Raw genomic sequence first — 19,949 nt, forward strand, 5'->3', positions numbered from 1 at the left:
TAGATCCACAATTATGGTGTACGAAACGGACATAGCACCACGGGAGGCGGTTCATGCGGGGGCGGACACCTCTGGTGCTGAGGCGTGCGTTCAGTGAGCCCCTGCTGGTGTTCGCCGCGTTCGGGTCGATCCTCCTCGCGACCACCACGCTGGTCGCGCTGACCCTGTACGCCTCCACCGTCGCCGACGTCGGCGTGAAGCGGGCCATGCTGACCGCGCCGACGGCCGTCACCGCCACCACCGTCAGCGCCTCCATCCGCGAAGGTGGGTTCCCCGCGGCCGACGGCGCCGTACGCGGCCGGATCGGTGAGCTGACCGCGGGGCCGGGTGGCGCGCCGGTGCCGCATGAGATCAGCCTCAGCGCGCAGTCCGACTCCTACGCCATGCCGGACCAGCAACGCCGGGAACATCCGGAGCTGACCCGTTTCGGCACCTACGACGGCCTGGACCGGCAGGCCCGGCTGCTTGAGGGCTCCTGGCCGCGGCCCGCCACCGGCGGCACCGTGGAGGCGGCGCTGTCACAGCCGGCGGCCGACGCCATGGACCTCGGCGCGGGCCAGGAGTTCGTCGTGGTGGGACGCCTGGACCACAAGCCGGTCCGGGTCACGGTGACCGGCGTGTACCAGTTGCGTGACCCGTACGCCGAGCGCTGGACCGGTCAGGAACTGCTGCGCAAAGGTGTGGAACGCGGCGACTACACCACCTACGGCCCGCTGATGGTGCCGCGTGAGACGTTCCTCGCGCGCTTCACCACCAGCGTGAACTTCACGTGGACCGCGGTCCCCGACCTGTCGGGCCTCGACCAGAGCGGCCTGCGGCCGTTCGCCGCCGCGGTGGACCGCCTCGGCGACGCGCTCACCCGCGACTGCCCCACCTGCGAGACCTACAGCCGGCTCCCCGACATGCTGACCGACCTGGACAGAGCGGCACTCGTGGCGAGGTCCACGATGCTGGTCCCCGTGCTGCAACTGCTGCTGCTCGCGGCGTACGCGCTGGTGCTCACCGCGCGCCTGCTGGCCGACCACCGCCGCATGGAGGTGGCGCTGCTGCGCTCACGCGGCGCCGGCAGTGTGTGGCTCGGCCTGCTGGCCGGCGCGGAGACCCTGCTGGTGGCCGTGCCGTGCGCTCTGGTGGCGCCGTTCCTCGCTCCCCCGCTGCTCCGCCTGGTCAACTCACTGCCGTGGATCAAGGCCGCCGGGGTGGACGTCGCGGCCGAGCCCGACGGCACGGCGTTCGCGGTGTCGGCCGGGGTGGCGCTGGCGTGCGCCGTGCTGCTCGCACTGCCGGCGCTGCGCGGCGCGAGGCGCACCTACATCGAGGAGCAGTCGCTGCGCGGCCGCGGCGACCGGCAGGGCTGGCTGCAGCGCGCCGGCGGCGACGTCGCGCTCGCGGTGGTCGCGGCGCTCGCCATCTGGCAGTTGCGGCGGTACGGCGCTCCGGTGACGACCACCAGCAGCGGGGACCTCGGCATCGACCCGCTGATCGTGACCGGGCCCGCGCTCGCGCTGCTGTGCGGCGGCATGCTCGGGCTGCGGCTCGTGCCACGGGTCTCCCGCCTCGCCGAACGCGTCACCTCGCGGCGCAGGAGCCTCGCACCGGCCCTCGGGTCCTGGCAGGTGAGCCGCCGTCCGGCCCGCTACTCCGGCCCCGCGCTGCTGCTCACCATGGCGGTGGCGATCGGCGTGGTGTCCATGGCGACGGCCGCCACGTGGCGCGGCTCGCAGCTCGACCAGGCACGCCACCAGGCGGGTGCCGACCTGCGGGTGGCCGCGCCACCGGAGTCGGCGGAACTCGGCGGCATGGGCCGCGGCGCGGCGTACGCGGCCCTGCCGGGGGTGACCGCCGTCAGCCCCGTGCACCGGGGCACCGTGTCCTTCTCGCAGGGCAACGTCACGATCCTCGCGGCCGACGCCGCCAAGCTCGGCACGATGGTGACGCTGCGCGACGACCTGTCCCCCGTGCCGATGACGTCCCTGGCCGGCCGCCTCGCCGCCGCGCGTCCCCCCACGCCGTCCGTGCCGCTGCCGGGCACCCCCGGCTCGCTGTCCCTCGACGTGCGGCTGCGCCTCGACCGGCCCGAGGTGGCCGAGCAGTACGTCTCGCTGCGGCTGCGCATGGTGCTGGTCGACGCGCTCGGCGTGCAGCGCCACCTGACGTTCGGGCCGCTTGACGCCGACGGCGCGGCGCACCGCCTCACCGCCGACCTCGCGGGGCTCGCCGGTCAGGAGGGACGGCTCGCGTACCCGCTGGCGATCCGCGGCTTCGCCATCCAGGTCCCCGTGCCCTTCGACGGCAGCGGGCTGGAGCTGGCGCTCGACGCGATCGCCACCGGCGACGGCACGCGGGTCACCCTGCCCTCCGGGCTGCGGTGGGGGCACCTGGCGCGACGGGAGGGCCACGTGACCGGGGAGCAGCTCACGACGGGACCCGGCCTGTTCACCGTCAAGGTTCCGAAGCCGTCCGGCACCCAGCGTGACCCGGCGGGCCCCGAGGACGTCTCGGTGGTCGCCGCACCGGCGGACGTGCCGGACGAGGCGCTGTTCGCTGCTCCCCCCGCCGACGGCGGCCCCGGCCCGGCCGGTCAGGACGCCTCAATCTTCCGGCCGGTGCCGGTGGTGGTGACCTCCGACGTCGCGGCACGCGAGAAGCTCACCGTAGGCGGCGCCGGCGTGATGCAGCTCGACGGCAGGCCGGTGCGGATCACCGTGGCCGGGATCGTCGCCGCCATGCCGGGGACGGCGGCCGGAGCCCCCGCCGTGCTCGCCGACCTGCCGACGCTGACCGCCAGGGACGTGGCGTCGGGACGCGAACCGCGGGCCCCGCTCGAATGGTGGATGTCCGCCGAGAACCACGACTCCGGCCCGGCCGCCGCCGAACTGGCACGCCACCCCGACTGGGACCAGACCGTCGTGGACATCGGCACCCTGACGAGACAACTGCGTGACGACCCGCTGGCGAGTGGCCTGCAGGGTGCGCTCATCCTCGGCTTCGCCGCCGCGCTGGTCTTCGCGGCGCTCGGATTCCTCGTGAACGCGGCCGTGGCCGCGCGGGAACGCGGCGCCGAGTTCGCGATCCTGCGCGCTCTCGGGGTGAGTTTCCGGCAGATCTTCGGGCTGCTGGCGGTGGAGCAGGCGTTCCTGATCGGGCTGTCGGTCGCCGGCGGCACGCTGCTGGCCGTGGTGGTGGCCACGCTGGTCGTGCCGCACATCGTGCTGACCGGCCAGGCGTCCCTGGTGACGCCGCCTGTGCTGCTCGACATCCCCTGGCCCGCGACACTGGCGATGCTCGCGGCGGTGTCGGCGCTGCTGTTCGCGATCGTCGCGGCCCTGGCCCGCTCACTGCGCCGCCAAGGCCTCGGCCGTGCGCTGCGCATCGGGGAGGACCGATGAACCCGTTGCTGCTCCTGCGCGTGCACCGGGGTACGGCCGCGCTGCTGGCCGTGCTGACGCTCAGCGCCGCGCTGCTCATCGCGGCGCTGCCGCGGGTGGCGGAGGCGTCCTACGACGACGCGCTGCACTCCATCCTGACCGGCACCAGCGCCGGTCTGACCGACCTGACCGTCTCCCGGCGCACGCAGGGCCCGCAGAACCAGATCACCGCGGAAGGCGGGTTCCAGAAGCTGGACCGCGAATGGCGGGAGTCGCTGCCGCCGTCCCTGGCGTCCCTCATGGACACCCGGCCCGGCAACACCAGCCACTACAGCGCCAAGACCGTCGGCACCCCGGTCGCGGACCGGGTGGGGCCCGGCCACCTGCCGCTGCAGCTCGTGGACGTCGCGTGGCTGTCCGGCGCGGACCAGCGGATCAGGTACGTCGACGGCGTGCCGCCGGGCCCGCCGACGGTCGTGCCGCGCGTGCCGGGACACCCGGACCTGCGTGACGTGGACCTCTTCGAGATCGCGCTGGTCAGGAGCGCCGCCGAGCTGATGCGGATCCCGGCCGGCACCATACTGGTGCTCGGCAACAGCCGTCCGATGCTCGCCAAGGTCACCGGGATCTTCGAGCCGGTGAACGCCGCCGACCGCTACTGGCATCACGACCTCAACGTGATCAAGGCCTCGGTGCGCAGGATGGCCGGCACCGACCGTGAGGAGCACCACATCACGGCACTCACCGGGCCGTCCTCGTTGACCCGGCTGAACGGCGACAGCCGTGACCTGCGGTACTACTGGGTGCTCGCCGTCGACAACGCGAAGATCGACGCGCGCAACGCCGGTGACACGGTGGCCGGGGTGGCCGAGTTCCGGCGCCGGGTCGGCCTCGCCGCCACCGACCAGATCACCACGTGGTCGCAGGTGGCCGGGTTCTCCGTCTGGGAGCTCGGCACCGCGCTCGACGAGGTGCTGAACGACTACCTGCGGCAGCTCGCCACGGCGCAGGCCCTGGCGTACCTGGCCACCGGCGGCCTCGCCGTCGTCGCGGCCGGGGTGCTGGCGCTCGCCGCGCAGTTGCTGACCGAACGCATGGCCGGCGCGCTGGCCCTGGCCCGCGCGCGCGGCGCGTCCCTGCGGCAGGTCGTGCTGACCGGCACCGGGACGGTGGCGCTGGCCTGCGCGCCGGCGGCGCTCATCGGGTACGCGCTGTCGTACCTCGTGCCGGGGCCCGTCACCTCGATCGTGCATCTCGGGCCGCTGTTCATCGTCGCGGTCGCGCTGGTGTTCGCCGCCACCCGGGTGGCCCTCGCGCACCGCAGGCCGCTGAACGAACGCCGCGCCGACGTCGCGGCCCGCCGGCCGTCCCCCCGGCGGCTGATGCTGGAGCTGGTGGTCGTGGTGCTGGCCCTCGCCGGGGCCTACCTGCTGCGCAACCGCGGCCTCACCACCGACGTCAGGGGCGGCTCGGCCCCCGCCGGTGATCCGTTCCTGATGCTGGTACCCGTGGCGCTCACGGTGGCCGTGGCGCTGATCGTGCTGCGCTGCTACCCCTACCCCCTGCGGCTGGTGGTGTGGCTGGCCGCGCGGGCCCGGCCCGCGGTGCCGTTCGTCGGCATGACGCTCGCGGCCCGCGCGCGGGCCGTCACCGCGCTGCCGGTGCTGATCCTGCTGCCGGCGCTCGCCGTGTCGGTGTACGGCGCCGTCGTCGGCGGCACCCTCGACGCCACGCAGCGCCTCGCGGCGTGGCAGGCGACCGGGGCCGCGGGCCGGGTGGAGAGCGCCGCCGAGCTGCCCGCCGGCGTCGTCGCCGCGGTACGCGAGGTCCCCGGCGTACGGACCGTGCTGCCGGCCGACAAGGGGACGGCGCAGATCGGCCTCGGCGGCAGGAGCGCCACCGTCGTCGCGATCGACCTCGACGCCTACCGCCGCCTGGTGGCCGGCACGCCGCTGACCGTACCCGCCGCACCCGCGGGCGGACCCGCGGGGACCATCCCGGCGCTGGTCTCGCCGGACCTCGCCAACCTGTCGGAGTTCGAGATCGGCTGGCACGTCCGCATGAAGCTCAGCAAGCGGGGGGTCGTCGCCGACGGCCTGCCCGGCATCGGCTTCACCACGCACAGCTTGATCATCGTGCCGTTCGACGCCTCCGAGCGCGCCGGGTCCCGTGAATACACCAGCATGCTGCTGCTCGGCGGGGAGGACATCGACGCCGGACGGCTGCGCGCCGCGACGGGGAACGTCCCCCCCATCCACGTGGCGACGTTCGGCGAGTCCCTCGGCCGGATCACCGGCACGCCGCTCACCGGCACGATCACGACCGCGTTCCAGGTGGTCACCGTGGCGCTCGCCGTGTACGCGCTGCTCACCGTGATCATCGCGCTGGTGACGGGGGCCGCCGACCGGGTGCGCGCGCTGTCGTTCCTGCGCACCCTCGGGCTGTCGGAACGGCAGGCGGCGGCGCTGACCGTCCTCGAGGTCACGCCGCTGATCTTCCTGACCGCGTGCGCCGGGCTCGCGCTCGGCCTCGCGCTCCCCGCGGCTCTCGGGCCCGGGCTCGACCTCGGCGTCTACGCCGGCGGCATCGCCGTGCGCGCGTACGAGATCGACCCCGGCACGCCGGTGCTGCTGGCCGCCGGGCTCACCGCCGTGGCCGTCGGCGGCGCCTTCCTGCACGCCGCGATCGGCCGGCGCCGGTCGCTCGGCTCCATCCTGCGAGTGGGGGACTGAAGGTGGACACACCGCTGGACACACCGGACCTGTCGGAGCTGGAGGCGAGGGCCGCGCAGCAGCGGCCGGTGTTCGGTGAGCACGCGCACATCCTGTGCGACAACCTGGTGCGCATCTACAAGACCGAAGGCGTCGAAGTGGTGGCGCTGCAGGGCCTGGACCTGCTCGTCGAGAAAGGCGAGCTGATCGCCATCGTCGGCGCGTCCGGTTCGGGCAAGTCGACGCTGCTCAACGTGCTGTCCGGGCTGGACGTGCCGACCGCCGGGGTGGCCAGGGTGGCGGGGACCGACCTTCTGTCCATGACGGCCAAGGACCGGTTGCGGTACCGGCGGGAGGTCGTCGGGTTCATCTGGCAGCAGACGGCGCGCAACCTGCTGCCGTACCTCACCGCGCGTGAGAACGTGCGGCTGCCGGTGCGGCTGGCGCGCAACCGCGACGGCGCCGACCCCGGCGAGCTGCTGGACCTGCTCGGGGTGGGGTACTGCGCGGACCGCAGGCCGTCGGAGATGTCCGGCGGCGAGCAGCAGCGCGTCGCGATCGCGGTGGCGCTCGCCAACACGCCGCAGGTGATCCTCGCCGACGAGCCGACCGGCGAGCTGGACAGCGAGAACTCCGAGCAGGTGTTCGCCGCGCTGCGCCGCGCCACCCGCGAGCTCGGCGTCACCTCGGTCATCGTGACGCACGACCCGCTGGTGTCGGAGCAGGTGGACCGTACCGTCGGCATCCGCGACGGCCGCACGAGCAGCGAGACGCTGCGCCGAGAGGCGTCCGACGGCCGGCTCATCGCCGAGGAGTACGCGGTGCTGGACCGGGTGGGACGCCTCCAGCTTCCCCGCGACTTCACCGGGGCCCTCGGCATGGAGCGGCGGGTGCGGCTGGAGCTGGAACGCGACCACATCGGAGTGTGGCCGGACCGGCCACGGGGTGAGGACACCGAATGAGCGACGAACCGCTGGTGATCGCCGAGGGCCTGCGCAAGGTCTACCGGACCGGGCCCAAGGAGGTCGTCGCGCTGCGCGACGTGTCCTTCACCGTGAACCCCGGCGAGCTGGTCGCCGTACGCGGACGCTCGGGCTCCGGCAAGACGACGCTGCTCAACCAGATCGGCGGCCTCGACCGTCCCGACGCGGGCCGTGTCGTCGTCGCGGGTGAGACCGTGAGCGAGCTGCCGGAGGCGGGGCTGCTGCGCCTGCGCCGCGACGTCATCGGTTTCGTCTTCCAGTCCTTCGGCCTGATCCCCGTGCTGTCGGCGGCCGAGAACGTCGGCGTCCCCATGCGCCTGACCCGCACCCCCTCCGGGGAACGCGAGGACCGGATCACGATGCTCCTCGCGATGGTCGGCCTGGAAAAACACGCCAACCAGCGGCCCTACGAGCTGTCCGGCGGCCAGCAGCAACGCGTGGCCGTCGCGCGTGCGCTCGCCAACCGGCCCCGGCTCGTCATCGCCGACGAACCCACCGGCCAGCTCGACTCGCAGACCGCGCGCCAGATCATGCAGCTCCTGCGCGCCGTGGTCCGCAGTGAAGGCGTGACCGCGCTGGTGGCGACGCACGACCCGGCGCTGCTGACCCTGGCCGACCGCGTGCTCGAACTCCACGACGGCGCTCTGGTCCCCGCCGGCTCCCCGGCGCAGGCCGTCCCCGGCGCCTGAGCGAGAGGGCTCAGCGGCCGTCGCGGCTGGCGACGATGAGCTGGACCGTGCGTTCCAAGGCGTACGCGGGGTCGGTGCCGCCGCCTTTGACCTGCTCGTCGGCGGCGGCCACGGCCTGGAGCGCTCTGGCGAGGCCCGCGGGGCCCCAGCCGTTGAGCTGGCGGCGGACGCGGTCGACCTTCCAGGGGGGCATGCCGAGGTGGCTCGCCAGCTGGGGGCCGCGCAGGTTGCGGGGAGCGTCGCCGATCTTGGCCAGGGAACGGACGCCGCCGGCCAGCGCGCTGACGATGAGGACGGGTGCGACGCCGGTGGACAGGGCCCAGCGCAGCTGCTCCAGGGCCTCGCCGAGGCGGCCCTCGACGGCCTTGTCCGCCACGGTGAAACCGCTGACCTCGGCCCGGCCCCGGTGGTAGCGGGCCACGGCGGCTTCGGTGACGGCCTTGCCGGGGGTGTCGAAGGCCAGCTGTGAGCAGGCGGCGGCGAGCTCGCGCAGGTCGCTTCCCACGGCGTCGAGCAGGGCCTGTGCGGCGTCCGCGCTCACCGTGCGGCCGGCGGCCCGCATCTCGGCCTTGATGAAGTCGAGGCGCTCACCCGGCTTGGTGATCTTGGCGATGGTCACCACGGCCGCGCCGGCCTTCTTGAGCCCGTCCACCAGGGCCTTGCCCTTGACGCCGCCGGGGTGCGCGAAGACGACCACGGCGTCGGGGGACGGGGATCTGGCGTAGCCGACGGCCTCGGCGACGACGTCCTTGCTGAGGTCGTGCGCGGCGCGGACGACGATGATCGAGCGGTCGCCGAACAGTGACGGCGAGGTGAGGCGGGTCAGCTCACCGGGCTCGACCTTGCCGCCGGTCAGATCCTGCACCTGCGCCTCGGGTTCCGCCGCGCGGGCCGCGGCGACCACCGCGCCGATCGCGCGGTCGGCCAGCAGTTCCTCGTCCCCGATCACCAGCGTGACCGGTGCCGCGTCCGTCGCCATGGCAGCAGCATCCCACGTCCCGGCCGGCCCGTGGGACCGGGCCGTGCGGCGGCCGCGCACCGCGCGAAAGCCGGGCTGACCGACCCGTTGACGCGGCCGTAGCACGTATGTAACCTTTGGCCAACACACTGCAAGAATTTTGCAGCTTACTGCTCTATTTCTTTCTTCTCTCCGCAACTTCCGGTGGGTCGCATTGCGTCCATGCGTCCGCCTGCCCCCCATCCGTCGAGAGATAGAGAACACCATGCGAAAGAAGCAGGTACCCCGGCTGGTCGCCGCGCTCGTGGCGGCCGGTCTGCTCGTGCTCGGATGGCCGGTGCCGCCGGTCTCCGCGGCCGGCGGTCCGAACCTCGCGGCCGGCAGATCCGCCTCGGCCAGTGGCGGCAACTCCCCCTACACCGCCGGCAACGTCAACGACGGCAACCAGTCGACCTACTGGGAAGGGCCCACCGGCGCCTTCCCGCAGTGGACGCAGGTCGACCTCGGCGCCGCCACCTCCGTCGACCAGGTGGTGCTGAAGCTGCCACCGGGCTGGGAGGCCAGGACGCAGACGCTGTCCATCCAGGGCAGCACCACCGGCAGCGGGTTCACGACCATCGTCGGATCGGCCGGGTACTCCTTCGGCCCGTCCGGCGGCAACGCCGTGACCATCGCCTTCGGCGCCACCACCACCCGGTACGTGCGGGTGGACATCACCGCCAACACCGGCTGGCCGGCCGCGCAGCTCGCCGAGCTGGAGGTCTACGGCGCCGCGCAGTCGAGCGCCAACCTCGCGCAGGGCCGGCCGTTCACCGCGAGCAGCGTCAGCCAGGCGTACGTGGCCGGCAACGCCGGTGACGGGAACCAGGCGACGTACTGGGAGAGCGCCAACAACGCCTTCCCGCAGTGGCTGCAGGTGGACCTCGGGTCCGCCGTCGCGGTCAACCGGCTGGTGCTCAGGCTGCCGGTCTCCGGATGGGACACCCGCACCCAGACCCTGTCGGTGCAAGGAAGCACCAACGGCTCGTCGTTCTCCGACATCGTCGGCTCGGCGGGCTACTCGTTCACTCCGGCGAACAACAACACAGTGACGGTGAGTTTCACCGCCGCGACGACCCGGTACGTGCGGCTCACCTTCACCGCCAACACCGGCTGGCCCGCCGGGCAGCTCGCCGAGCTGGAGGCGTACGGCCCGAGCGGCGGCGACACGCAGGCGCCGACCGCGCCGGGGAACCTCGCCTACACCCAGCCCGCCACCGGCCAGATCCGGCTGACCTGGTCGGCGTCCACCGACAACGTCGGCGTCACCGGCTACGACATCTACGCCAACAACGCACTGCTCACCAGCGTCGCCGGGAACGTCCTGACCTACACCGACACGCAGCCGGCGAGCGCCACGGTGACGTACCACGTGAAGGCCAGGGACGCCGCAGGCAACCAGTCGCCGAACAGCAACAGCGTGACCCGCACCGGGTCGACCGGGGACACGCAGGCGCCGACGCCGCCGGGGAACCTCGCCTACACCGAGCCGGGATCGGGCCAGATCCGGCTGACCTGGTCGGCGTCCACCGACAACGTCGGCGTCACCGGCTACGACGTCTACGCCAACAACACTCTGCGCGGCAGCGTCGCCGGGAACGTGCTGACGTACACCGACACCCAGCCGGCCTCCGCGACCGTGTCGTACCACGTGCGGGCCAAGGACGCCGCCGGCAACCAGTCGTCGGACAGCAACGTCGTGACCCGCAACGGCAGCGGCGGCGGCTCCAACATGGCGGTCGGCAAACCCATCACCGCCTCGTCGTCGGTGTTCACGTTCGTGGCGGCCAACGCCAACGACAACAGCACCTCGACCTACTGGGAAGGCGCCTCCGGTGCCTACCCGAGCGTGCTGACCGTGCAGCTCGGCGCCAACGCCGACGTCTCGTCCGTCGTGCTGAAGCTCAACCCCGACAGCTCGTGGGGCACCCGCACGCAGACGATCCAGGTGCTCGGCCGTGAGCAGAGCGCCTCGTCGTTCACCAGTCTGTCCGCGGCGGCGACGTACACCTTCAACCCGGCGAGCGGGAACACCGTCACGATCCCGGTCTCCGGCCGGATCGCCGACGTCCAGCTCCGCGTCACGTCGAACTCCGGGGCCCCGGCCGGACAGATCGCCGAGTTCCAGGTGATCGGCGTGCCGGCCCCCAACCCCGACCTCACCGTCACCGCGCTCACCGCCTCCCCCGCCTCGCCGGTCGAGACCGACGCGATCACGCTGACCGCGACGGTACGCAACGCCGGCAACGCCGCGAGCGGCGCCACCGACGTCGGGTTCTACCTGGCCACCACCAAGGTCGGCACCGCGTCCGTCGGCGCGCTCGCCGCAGGCGCGCAGGCCACGGTGACGGCGAACATCGGCACCAGGAACGCCGGGACGTACGCGCTGACCGCCAAGGTGGACGAAGGCGGCACCGTCATCGAGCAGAACGACACCAACAACTCCTACACCGCCGCGTCGTCGCTGGTGGTACGGCCGGTCGACAGCTCCGACCTGGTGGCGAACACGAGCTGGTCGCCGGGGAACCCGGCGAGCGGCACCACCGTGACGTTCAGTGTGGCGATCAGGAACCAGGGCAACGTGGCGTCGGCGAGCGGCGCGCACGGCATCACGCTCACCGTGCTCAACGACGCGGGGACCGTCGTGCGCACCCTCACCGGGTCCTTCAGCGGCGCCATCGCCGCCGGGGCCACCGCGCCGGCGGTGAACCTCGGCACCTGGACCGCGGCCAACGGCAGGTACACCGTCCGCACGGTGCTGGCCGCCGACGGCAACGAACTATCGGTCAAACAAGCCAACAACACCACCAATCAGTCGTTCTTCGTCGGCCGCGGCGCCAACATGCCGTACGACATGTACGAGGCCGAGGACGGCGTGACCGGCGGCGGCGCGCAGGTCGTCGGGCCGAACCGCACCATCGGCGACGTCGCGGGCGAGGCGTCGGGCCGCAAGGCCGTGACGCTGAACACCACCGGCAGCTACGTCGAGTGGACCACCAAGGCCAGCACCAACACGCTGGTCACACGGTTCTCCATCCCCGACGCGCCAGGCGGCGGCGGGATCAACTCCACGCTCGACATCTACGTCAACGGCACGTTCCTCAAGCCGATCGACCTGACGTCCCGGTACGCCTGGCTGTACGGCAACGAGACCGCACCCGGCAACTCGCCGAGCGCCGGGTCGCCGCGGCACATCTACGACGAGGCCAACGTGCTGCTCGGCACCACCGTGCCGGCGGGCAGCAAGATCAGGCTGCAGAAGGGCCCGGCCAACAGCCACACCTACGCGATCGACTTCGTCAACCTGGAACAGGTGTCGCCGATCGCCAACCCCGACCCCGCGCGGTACACCGTGCCGGCCGGCTTCACCCACCAGGACGTGCAGAACGCGCTGGACCGGGTGCGGATGGACACCACCGGCACGCTGACCGGTGTGTACCTGCCGGCGGGTGACTACCAGACCGCCAACAAGTTCCAGGTGTACGGCAAGGCGGTCAAGGTCGTCGGGGCCGGGCCGTGGTACACCCGGTTCCACACGCCGTCCACGCAGGAGAACACCGACGCGGGCTTCCGCGCCGATTCGACGGCGAACGGCTCGACGTTCGCGAACTTCGCCTTCTTCGGCAACTACACCTCGCGCATCGACGGCCCCGGCAAGGTGTTCGACTTCGCCAACGTCGCCAACATGGTGATCGACAACATCTGGAACGAGCACACGGTGTGCCTCTACTGGGGTGCCAACACCGACTTCGTCACCATCAAGAACTCCCGTATCCGCGACCTGTTCGCCGACGGCGTCAACATGACCAACGGCAGCACCGACAACCTGGTCGCCAACAACGAGGCCCGGTCGACCGGTGACGACAGCTTCGCGTTGTTCTCCGCGATCGACGCCGGCGGTGCCGACGAGAAGAACAACGTCTACGAGAACCTGACGGCCATCCTGCCGTGGCGTGCCGCCGGCATCGCGGTCTACGGCGGGTACGCCAACACGTTCCGCAACATCCACATCGCCGACACGCTGACCTACTCGGGCATCACGATCAGCTCTCTCGACTTCGGATACCCGATGAACGGCTTCGGCGCCGACCCGCCGACCCGGTTCGAGAACATCTCGATCGTCCGTGCCGGCGGCCACTTCTGGGGATCCCAGACCTTCCCCGCCATCTGGATCTTCTCCGCCAGCAAAGTCTTCCAAGGCATCCGCGTGACCGACGTGGACATCGTCGACCCGACCTACAGCGGCATCATGTTCCAGACCAACTACGTAGGCGGCCAGCCCCAGTTCCCCGTGAAGGACACCATCTTCACCAACGTCTCCATCACCGGAGCCCAACGAAGCGGCGACCCCTTCGACGCCAAGTCCGGCTACGGAATCTGGGTCAACGAACTACCCGAACCCGGCCAGGGCCCCGCCGTAGGCTCCGCCACCTTCACCAACCTCCGCCTGTCCAACAACTACCAGAACATCAAAAACACCACTTCAACCTTCACCCTGAACCTCAACTAACCCACCCCGAGGAACCTCAACTAACCCACCCAAAGGCGGGCACCACCCCTGGTGCCCGCCTCCCTCCTCCCCGGCCAAAATCCTCCCCGGCCACAAACGCGATCCGCCACCGACAACACCAGCCACGACCGGCCACTGCGTCTTCGACGAGAGCCTGCAGAACGGCGCACCGGGGTGCTCGTCCCCGGCTACCACCGGGCAAGGCTTCCTGCGGCATCCGCGTCGGCAAGGCCGCCTACACCCACTACGACCTCGCCGTCCACGAGGACTACGACAGCGACACACGTCGCCCCTCCGGTACCCGACCACCCCACCCACCACTTCCACTCTCACCCACCGCACCGCTACCCAACCACTCCGACCACCCCACGATCCCTACCGGCTCTCGCACCCCTTCAGCGCCTGTGCGGCGGGAGGCGAGGCGGCGAGTCCGGCGCCGCATTACGGCGGCTCACCCGGCGAACCTCCGGGAGAACGACACCGGCTTGTTCTCGCTCCATTTCGAGTCGGTAACCGCTCGGACATCCCGCGCGTCCTGGCGCCGACGCGTACGGCTCCCCCTACCACACCCCGGTGAAACGTAAAAATTCCAAATCTCTCTGGCCACACGACACACCTGCGAAATCATGTGTCTCACTGCAAGTCAACGGCAATTCACCTGCAGGTACGCTCGGGCATTCTGCAGATGAGAGAGTCCCGCGACGGGAGGAGGTGAAGACCCATGAAGACAGCCCAGCACCGCCACTGCTGCCCGCGATGCGGCTCGCTCCTGGACGAGGGCCCCGTCCTCTACCGCTGCGCCATGTGCCACCGCTCCATCTACGCGGCAGATCTCGACACCGAGTTCCACACCGTGCCGCAGACCGCCGACATCCTCTGACCCTCGCCGTCCCGGCCCGTACACCCGGGCCCGCCGCAGTGCCGTCCATGACGCGCCGTCAACGGCACCGAGGGCCGCAGACCGCCGACATCCTCTGACCCTCGTCGTCCCGGCCCGCACCCGGGCCCGCCGCGGTGCCGTCCATGACGCGCCGTCCACGGCACCGAGGAACGACAGCAAGCCGCCTGCTTCCACTGACTATGACGTCTTCAACACCGCCGCGGTAACGACGCCGACCTCCTTCCGCTGTCCATGACGCCGTCAACGGCGCCGGGTGACGACAGCCAGCCGGCCTCCTTCCGCGGTCACCGCCAGATCACCGGACCGGTCCGTCCGGTACACCCGCATCCCGAGAAGTGCGAGCCGGGCCAGCGTACGCGGGGATGGGTGACCGTAGTCGTTCGGCTCCCCAACACTGATCAAGGCGGCCCGAGCCCTGGTGGCGGCGAGAAACCCCAGGTCCTGCCGGCCGGACCCGTGGTGAGCGATCTTCAACACATCGACCGGTGCGAGGCCGTGCCGAAGGAGCGCGGCCTGGGCCTCGTTCTCCATGTCACCGCAGAGCAGCGCCGTCCCGTACGGCCACCGCACGTGGAGCACCACACTGCCGTTGTTGACCACGGCCCCCTCCCCGACCCCGGCCGCCACAGCCTCCGGAACCGGTCCGAGCACCGTCAGCGACACCGGCCCGGCCCGCCACACCGTCCCTGCCACCGCCACCCGGACCGGAACCCGGCGCGACCACAGATCCCGCACCACCTCACCTCCTCGTCCCCAGTAACGCGTGGACAGCTCGGCGCCGTCACCGCCGACCACGCCAGGGCCAAGCCTCACGCCGTCACCGCCGAGCACACCAGGGACAGGCCTCACGCCGTCGCCGCCGAGCACACCAGGGGCAGGCCTCACGCCGTCGCGGTCAGGCGTGTCAGGACCGAGATCCGCACCGTCGCGGCCAAGCGTGCCGGGGCCGAGGTTCGCGTCATCGCGGCCAAGGTCGCCGGGGCCGAGGAGGATGGTCCCCACGGGGCGGTGGCGCAGAGCTCCGGTCAGGCCGCCGGTGTGGTCGGCGTGGGGATGGGTGAGGACGAGCAAGGGGATCTCGCGGACGCCGAGGTCGCGGAGGCAGTGATCCATCAGCGCGGGGACGGGACCGGTGTCGACCACCACGGCGCGGCCTTCACCGGCGCTGAGTACCAGGCCGTCGCCTTGACCGATGTCGCAGGCCACGAGCAACCAGCCCTTGGGGGGCCACGGCGCCAGCGCCGGACGCACGAGGACGGCGCAGACGATCAAGGCGGCCGCGACGGCGCACGCGGCAAGGCGCGACAGAGGACGGCGCAGGAGGAACCAGCCCGCCACAACCGACACGGGAAGCAACAACAGGCCGGCCAATCCCGCCGGCCACGGAATGGTGGCGGCCGGCAGCGAGGCGGCGTGGCGGGCCACCTGGATGAGCCACGTGGCGGCATAGCCCGCCGGGTGCACCAGAAGCCTGGCGGCATCCAGATCGATCGGAGCGACAGCGGCGACGGCGAAGCCGAGCACCGTGGCGGGTGGCACCGCGGGTGCGGCCAGCAGGTTGGCGGGGACGGCGACCAGACTCAGCTCACCGGACATCAGCACCAGCAGCGGCGTCACCGCCACCTGAGCCCCGGCGGCCACCGCGACCGCCTCGGCCGCCAAACGCGGGACGCGCCGGGCCAGCCGGTCCCGCCAGCGCGGCGCGAGCACCAGAATGCCCGCGGTCGCGAACACCGACAACGCGAACCCGTACTCCCTGGCCAGAGCCGGATCGAACAGCACCAGCCCGAGCACGGTCACCGACAGCGCCGCCACCCCGTCCCTCGACCGGCCGGTCCCGAGCGCCAGCGCCGCCACCGACCCCATCACCAGCGCACGCAACACACTCGGCGACGGCCTCGCCACCACCGCGAACCCCACCATCGCCACCACAGCCACCACGGCCCGCCCCGCCGGCCGCACCCTCGCCCCCCTCCCCACCGCCAGGACCACCCCCGCGATAATCGCCAAATTGGCCCCGGAGACCGCGAGCAGGTGGCTGAGCCCCGCGTCCTTGAAGTCCTGCCTGACGTCCTCCCGCATGAGTGACACGTCCCCCACGACCAGTCCTGGCAGCAACCCCCTCTCCTCCGGCGGCAAGACCTCGACCGCCTTCCGCAACCCTTCCCTGAACACCTCGGCTCCCCGTTGCACCGCTCCGGCCTGACCCACCACCACCGGCTCCCCCCGTGCCGACACCACCCCGGCCAGCAGCACATCACCGTCCGCCTCCCCCATGCGGCCGCGGAACCGGACCCGCTCCCCCACCCGCACCGCGACCCACCGGTCTCCCTCACCGAAGACCACCACCGGCGACTTCACCGCAACCCCACGCGTCAGCGGGGTCCGCGCGATCCACACCACGTCCCCCTCGACGACGACGCGCTCCCTCCCCGAATACCCGCGATGGTTCGGCAGCACCCGAGGATCGTCACTCACCACAACCTCGACCGTCACACTCGCCCGTCCCCGCGCCGCCTCCGCCACCGGCCCCGTGGTGACCGCGTGCACCCGCACCGCCACCCCACCCCCCACCGCCGCGACCGCGGCAAGCACCCCTGGCACCACTGTCACCCAGCCCGGCGACCGAAGACGCCGAAAAGGAGCAGGCACAGCCCTCCGGATGACGGAACCCCGCACCAGGACGAGACAGCCGAGCGAGATGAGAGCGACCAGGCAAGTGATCGCACCGACCACCGCAGGACACCCGACCAGCACAACCGCCGTCCCCCAGGCCACCATCGCCGGCGGCACCAGACGCAACGACCCCGCCTGACCCGCAAACACCCCACCCGCGACGGCCACCGAACTCTCCTTCCTCGACCGCACCCTCGCACCACCGTCCGCACCACCACCGGCACCGCCGTCCAAGCTGCCGTCCGAGCCGCCGTCCACACCACCGTCGGCACCACTGTCCGAGCCACCGTCGGCACCACTGTCCGCACCACCACCGGCACCGCCGTCCAAGCTGTCGTTCGAGTCACCGTCCACACCACCGTCCACACCACCGTCGGCACCACTGTCCGCCCCACCGTCCGAGCCATCGTCCGGAGCGGGTGACGGTCATACGCGCACCCTGGTCCGCAGGTCGGCGTACTTTCGTTCACCGATGCCGGTGACGTCCCTGAGCTGGTCCACACTGCGGAAGCCGCCGTGGCTCTGGCGGTACTCGGTGATGCGGGTCGCGAGCACCTCGCCGACGCCTGGGAGGGTCTCCAACTGGCTCTGGGTGGCGGTGTTGAGGTCGAGTGGCTCGGTCGTGGTGGTCTCCTGGCCGGGAGCGACGGGTGGTGCGGCGGCCGTGCCCGGCTTTGCGCCGACGACGATCTGCTCGCCGTCGATCAGGCGCCGCGCCAGGTTGAGACCGGCGACGGTGACCCCGGCACGCGGACCCCCGGCGGCAGTGACGGCGTCGGCCACACGGGACCCGAGAGGGAGGGTCACCAGACCGGGCCTGCGCACCTTCCCTGTGACGTGCACGACCACCTGCGCCGTCTGTGTGGAGCCCGGAGATCCCGAGGGGGGTGGCTGCGCGACCGGCGGCACGGCGGTGGGCTCAGGCGCACCACCACCCCGATCGGGAACGGTGGCCGCCGCGGGGAGCGTGGTCGTGGTGGTGGGAAGCAACGCGACTGGATCCGGCACGGGCCGGGACCGCCACAGATAGACGCCACCGGCGAGCAACGCCAGGCATCCGGCCACAAGCATGACCCGGAGCCCCTGACGACTGAGAGCGAGCGCGGGGACGTGATCGGCAAGAAGGCCGGCGAGCCGAGTGTGAACCGATGGCGCGGCAAGCGGCTCCGACCAGACCTGAGCGGAGGGTGGAAGCTCCCGCGGGTCTCCTCCTGCGTGCGCCTGCCAGGTGGGGATCACATGGCGAGCCGGCCCCTCCGGGACGACAGCGGAGGGTGGAGGTTGCCGAAGGATCGGGTCCTCCGCAGCAGGAGGAGATTGCCGATGAACCGGGTCCTCTGCGGCAGAAGGAGGTTCCCGATGGACCGGGTCTCTTGCGGCACGAGGAGATTGCCGATGGACCGGGTCTCTTACGGCGCGAAGGGGCTGCCGATGCACCGAATCCTCTGCGACACCACGAGACTGCCGCTGAACCGGGTCCACTGCGGCATGGGGCTGCCACGAGGGAGTCACCTGGCTGACGGGCTCCTCCGGGAAAGAGGAGGAGGATGGAGGCTGCCGCTGGATCGGATCTCTTGCGGCACGAGGGGGCTGTCGATGGACCGGATCCCCTCCGGCACGAGGGGACTGCCACTGGACCGGATCCCCTGCGAGACCAGAAGACCGCCGCTGAACCGGGTCCACTGCGGCATGGGGCTGCCATAAGGGGGTCACGTGGCTGACCGGCTCCTGCGGGGGAGGAGAGGAACGGCTCGTCGGCGGTAAATGATGATCGGGGTGTGCATGCCGTGACGACGCCGCTTGATGTGCTTCCTCTCCCCCGGCTGAAGGTGCGGCGTCCTCATGCGGTGGGGGGGTTTCGGGTGGGGGACGGTGGCCGGCGGTCAGGGACTGGAGGCGGGACTCGGCGATTGTGGTGGTCGGGCTGGTTCTCGGGCTTCGCATGCGGCGACATTAGGACGGTCGCCGGGGGGTGGGATTAACAGAATGCGGTTCTGTGGATAACTCGCGGGGCTGCGCGTGCCTGAGATGTGGCCGGACCAGGATCAGGCCGATGCCGGTGGGGGGAGGGCCGGGGTGAGGGTCACGCCTAGGAGGCCGGGGCCGGCGTGGACGCCTAGGACTGGGCCTACTTCCACTATGCGGAGGGTGGAGACGGTGGGGATGCGGGTGGTGAGGTGGTCGGCCAGGGTGTGGGCTCGGGGGGAGGCGGACAGGTGGTGGACGGCTATGTCGACCGGGTGGGTTCCGGCGGCGCGGATGGCGAGGTCCTCCAGGCGAGCCAGTGCGCGTGCCGAGGTGCGGACCTTCTCGAGGGGGGCGATCGTGCCGTCGGTGATGTGCAGGAGGGGTTTGATGGCGAGGGCCGAACCGAGGAGGCTCGCGGCGGCTCCGATTCGTCCGCCGCGGCGCAGGTATTCCAGGGTGTCCACGTAGAAGTAGCTGTGTGTGGCCTGCGCGCAGGCCGTGGCCGCGGTGGCGATCTCCGTGCGGGAGGCTCCACGGGACGCCGCGGCGGCTGCGGCGAGCACGGGGAAGCCGAGGCCCATGGCGAGTGAACGGCTGTCCACGACCTCCACGGGGATGGACGCCTCCCGTGCGGCCAGCCGGGCCGATTCCACCGTGCCGGACAACATTCCCGACAGGTGCACTGAGACCACCCCGGTGGCTCCCCGCGACGCGGCCTCCTCGTACGCCTCCGCGAACCGCTGCGGCGCGGGGCGGGAGGTCGACACCGGGGCCCATTCCTTCAACGCGGTGGCCACCCCGGCCGTGTCGATCTGCGTCCCGTCGTCCAGTGTGCGGTCCCCGACGACGACTTGGAGCGGAATCACAACGATGCCGAGCCGATCCGCCTCCGCCGGCTCAAGATAGGCGGTCGAATCAGTGACCAAAGCGACCTGTTGTGACATGTCCGAAGGCTACCGGTCTGACCTCTTTCACAGCAGTGGATAGGGCACAAGCACCGGCGTTGTGCTGTGTCGGAATTGGTGGGGTGAGGGTGCCGGGATGGTTCGGCGTGACCTACTGCGCCAGGTGGACGGCCGGAACGCCGCTACAACATCGGCGCGGCGTGGTGACGGTGCACCTGGCCGGGGACCAGGCGTACGACCT

10 protein-coding genes are annotated in these 19,949 nt (G+C 71.6%); 6 read left to right on the forward strand and 4 right to left on the reverse strand.

All coding sequences use genetic code 11. The features are described from left to right. Positions 1-53 precede the first annotated feature (53 nt). The 4 genes from BJ992_RS22465 to BJ992_RS22480 are packed head-to-tail and all read left to right on the forward strand — an operon-like array spanning position 54 to position 7,751. Positions 54-3,389, forward strand: a complete 3,336-nt coding sequence (locus BJ992_RS22465) for an ABC transporter permease (protein ID WP_184984139.1) — start codon at positions 54-56, stop codon at positions 3,387-3,389. Next, the gene (locus tag BJ992_RS22470; protein WP_184984141.1) at positions 3,386-6,100 is read left to right on the forward strand and encodes an FtsX-like permease family protein; all 2,715 of its coding nucleotides are present in this window, start codon (positions 3,386-3,388) and stop codon (positions 6,098-6,100) included. The genes BJ992_RS22465 and BJ992_RS22470 overlap by 4 nt, the downstream gene beginning before the upstream one ends. 2 nt (positions 6,101-6,102) lie before the next feature. Then, positions 6,103-7,041 carry an ATP-binding cassette domain-containing protein gene (locus BJ992_RS22475; RefSeq protein WP_184984143.1) on the forward strand — a complete coding sequence of 313 codons (939 nt, stop codon included), beginning with the start codon at positions 6,103-6,105 and terminating at the stop codon, positions 7,039-7,041. After that, on the forward strand, positions 7,038-7,751 hold the full coding sequence (locus tag BJ992_RS22480; RefSeq protein ID WP_184984145.1) for an ABC transporter ATP-binding protein: 714 nt from the start codon (positions 7,038-7,040) through the stop codon (positions 7,749-7,751). The genes BJ992_RS22475 and BJ992_RS22480 overlap by 4 nt, the downstream gene beginning before the upstream one ends. A gap of 10 nt (positions 7,752-7,761) precedes the next feature. On the opposite strand, the gene holA is transcribed toward BJ992_RS22480, so the two are convergent. Next, on the reverse strand, positions 7,762-8,730 hold the full coding sequence (gene holA, locus BJ992_RS22485) for a DNA polymerase III subunit delta (RefSeq protein WP_184984147.1): 969 nt from the start codon (positions 8,728-8,730) through the stop codon (positions 7,762-7,764). A gap of 244 nt (positions 8,731-8,974) precedes the next feature. Between holA and BJ992_RS22490 the strand changes: the two genes are divergently transcribed. Next, positions 8,975-13,258 carry a discoidin domain-containing protein gene (locus BJ992_RS22490; protein ID WP_184984149.1) on the forward strand — a complete coding sequence of 1,428 codons (4,284 nt, stop codon included), beginning with the start codon at positions 8,975-8,977 and terminating at the stop codon, positions 13,256-13,258. A 721-nt stretch (positions 13,259-13,979) separates the two neighbouring features. Then, positions 13,980-14,138: a hypothetical protein gene (locus BJ992_RS22495; protein ID WP_184984151.1), complete on the forward strand. Its 159-nt coding sequence runs from the start codon at positions 13,980-13,982 to the stop codon at positions 14,136-14,138. 261 nt (positions 14,139-14,399) lie between these two features. Here the strand turns inward: BJ992_RS22495 and BJ992_RS22500 are convergent, their stop codons facing one another. The 3 genes from BJ992_RS22500 to BJ992_RS22510 form a co-directional block, all read right to left on the reverse strand. After that, positions 14,400-16,763 (reverse strand): ComEC/Rec2 family competence protein, encoded by a 2,364-nt coding sequence (locus BJ992_RS22500; RefSeq protein WP_184984153.1) that lies wholly within the window; start codon positions 16,761-16,763, stop codon positions 14,400-14,402. A gap of 498 nt (positions 16,764-17,261) precedes the next feature. After that, positions 17,262-17,906, reverse strand: coding sequence for a ComEA family DNA-binding protein (locus BJ992_RS22505; protein ID WP_184984155.1), 645 nt, complete (start codon positions 17,904-17,906; stop codon positions 17,262-17,264). A 974-nt stretch (positions 17,907-18,880) separates the two neighbouring features. After that, positions 18,881-19,747: a DegV family protein gene (locus tag BJ992_RS22510; RefSeq protein WP_184984157.1), complete on the reverse strand. Its 867-nt coding sequence runs from the start codon at positions 19,745-19,747 to the stop codon at positions 18,881-18,883. Positions 19,748-19,949 lie beyond the last annotated feature (202 nt).

The organism is Sphaerisporangium rubeum, assembly GCF_014207705.1.
In the GTDB taxonomy this organism is placed as follows: Bacteria; Actinomycetota; Actinomycetes; order Streptosporangiales; family Streptosporangiaceae; genus Sphaerisporangium; species Sphaerisporangium rubeum.